This window comes from Streptomyces sp. NPDC005070 (genome assembly GCF_053600395.1).
Genome location: NZ_JBSFZS010000355.1, coordinates 1 through 2,706 on the forward strand (window position 1 = coordinate 1; position 2,706 = coordinate 2,706).

Below are 2,706 nucleotides of genomic sequence, written 5' to 3' on the forward strand. Positions count from 1 at the left end.
GCCCGGTGCCCGCCGCCGTGAGGAATCCGGTGAGGAGTACGAGGACGCCGAGCAGACGCGCACGTAACTTTGGCATGTTCACAACAATCCTGCGGGTGCCAGGGACCGTCAACACCTCTGACTCATGAGTAAGTTTCTCGTTTCACCCCGCCTCGCGCGGCAGCCGTGCGCACGGCCGGCCGCCGGCTCAACCTCCCACCCTGCGGGTCAGGTTCAGCAGATACTCCTTGCGGTCCAGCGGGTTCAGATCGGTCCGGGGACGGTCCGGGATCACGTCCCGGGCCACCGGCGCGTAGTGGTCGAAGGCGCATTCCAGCTCGCCCTCTCCTCGCGTCGGGCCCGGGAGCTGCTGCTCCAGCTCGTGCGCCCGCACCACCGGGAGGATCCCCTCCAGCACACACGAGGACCCGTGGATCCGGGTGGTCCGCGGCACGGCCCGCTGCCGGGCCAGCAGGGGAAGCACGGCACCCAGGGTGTCCGCGGGCACCTCCAGACGGAAGTGGTGCATCGGCTCGTACACCCGGGTCCCGGCCGCGCGCAGGGCGGCGGTCAGCACCAGCGGGGTCAGGCCCCTGAAGTCGGCGCCCGTGCTGGACATGCTCTTGTCGAAGCCCTGGTGGGCATGGCTCTGCCGCGGCGAATAGCCCGAGTGCGTCATCGTGACGACGCAGTCGGTGACCTGCCAGCCGTGCAGTCCCTGTCCCAGCGTCTCCCCGACGGTGTCCTCGACCGCCTTGAAGAACGCGTACGGCATCGATCCGAGCTCGACCTCAAGCCGGAAGTCCACGCCCGAGCCGATCGGCGCCGGTTCGACGCGCAGGCCGACGGTCGCGAGGAAGGGGTTGGGGTCCTTCTTGTTGAACTCGACCGCGGCGCCGGCATCCAGGGGCCGTTCGACACAGAGCGGGGTCGTCTCGCGGAACAGGACGTCGACGCCGAACTCGTCGGCCAGGGTCGCCTGGAGGACCTCCTTCTGCACCTCGCCGTAGAGCGACACGGAGATCTCCCCGCGCAGTTCGTCGTGCCGCAGTCCGATGAGCGGGTCCTGTTCGGCGAGCTGGGTGAGCGCCGTGTGCAGCGCGCCCCTGTCGGCCGGGCGGCCGGGAGAGACGACGGTCTCCAGGGTCGGCGGGGCGAAGTGGTGTCCGCCCGCCGGCGAGAGCGGCGCCTCGCCGATGGTGTCACCGATCCGGACGGCGCCGAGTCCCCACAGCTTGCCGATGCGTCCCGCGCTCACGGACGCCTCGCGGACCGCCGAGCCCTGGTCGAAGACGCTGATCGCGGTGACCTTCCCCTCCGCGCCGTCGTGCAGGGTGAGCCGGTCGCGGGTCCGCAGGGTTCCCGAGAACATCCGCGCGTACGCGATCTTCTCGCCGGCCGCTCCGCGTTCGACCTTGAAGACGCTGCCCGACAGCGGCCCGTCGGCGTCCGCCTCGGCCACGGGCAGCAACTCCCGGATTCCGGCGACGAGATCGGAGACGCCCGCGCCCGTCATGGCCGATCCGAAGAACACCGGGTGCACCAGGGCCTGCCCGGTCTGCCGGACGAGCGCGGCGCGCAGACGCTCGTACGACACGCCGTCCTCGACGTACGCGGCCAGCAGCGCCTCGTCGTGCCCGGCGAGCGGGTCGAGGAGGTGCGGCCGCAGCCGGTCGGCGAGGTAGGGGGTGAAGTGCGCGTCCCGCGTGCCCAGTTCGCCGGGTCGGCCCATCGGGACGATCGCCGGGGTGAGGCGTTCGGAGATCTTGGCCAGGATCTCCTCGTGCCGGGCTCCGCGGCGGTCGATCTTGTTCACGAAGATCAGCGTGGGAATGCGCAGCCGCTGGAGCGTCCGCATCAGCACGCGTGTCTGCGCCTGCACACCCTCCACGGCCGAGACGACGAGGACGACGCCGTCGAGCACGCCGAGGACCCGTTCCACCTCGGCGATGAAGTCCGGGTGACCGGGGGTGTCGATCAGGTTGACGGTGAGGTCGTCGATGGCGAAGGAGACGACGGCGGATTTGATCGTGATGCCGCGCTGCCGCTCCAGCGCGAGGAAGTCGGTCCGGGTGTTCCCGTCGTCGACGCTGCCGATCTCGTCGATGATCCCGACCGTGTGCAGCAGCCGCTCGGTCAGGCTTGTCTTACCGGCGTCTACGTGCGCCAGGATTCCCAGGTTGAGCATATGCACCGGGTGTCATGTCCTTTGAGATGAGAGTGATTCCTTCCTGGGGGGACATGAACGGTGTGCGCATGTGCTGCTCCTCGGTCCCGGTGAACACGTTCCCGCCAGTGCAGCAGGAGGCCGGCCGGGACGGCAACGTATTAACGCTCAACAAAATCTCGTCGCGGGGCGGATCCTTGAAGGTGGCCCGAGAGGGCGTGGCCACGGCGAGAGGAGCAGGCGATGCGTGACATCCTCCCCGCGCTGCACGCGTGGTACACGGCCGGCTCGCCCTTCGGACTGGCCACGGTGGTGGCGGTCGGCGACAGCGCGCCCCGCGACCCGGGCGCGGCCATGGCGGTGGGTCCGGGGGACGAGGTCGTGGGCAGTGTGTCCGGCGGCTGTGTCGAGGGCGCGGTCTTCGAACTGGCCCGGGAGGTGATCGCCTCGGGCGAGGCGCGCCTGGAGACGTTCGGGTACAGCGACGAGGACGCCTTCGCCGTCGGACTCACCTGCGGCGGGGAGATCACCCTGCTGGTCCGGCGGGTGTCGGCAGCCGG

The 2,706-nt window shown here is 70.1% G+C and carries 2 protein-coding genes; one reads left to right on the plus strand and one right to left on the minus strand.

Features of this window, described 5'->3' with window-relative positions; genetic code table 11:
* Positions 1–187: 187 nt before the first annotated feature.
* On the minus strand, positions 188–2,173 hold the full coding sequence (locus ACWEBX_RS38975; protein ID WP_451889440.1) for a GTP-binding protein: 1,986 nt from the start codon (positions 2,171–2,173) through the stop codon (positions 188–190).
* A gap of 216 nt (positions 2,174–2,389) precedes the next feature.
* On the opposite strand from ACWEBX_RS38975, the gene ACWEBX_RS38980 reads away from it, so the two are divergent.
* A partial coding sequence (locus ACWEBX_RS38980) for an XdhC family protein (protein WP_451889441.1) occupies positions 2,390–2,706 on the plus strand: 317 nt, incomplete at its 3' end.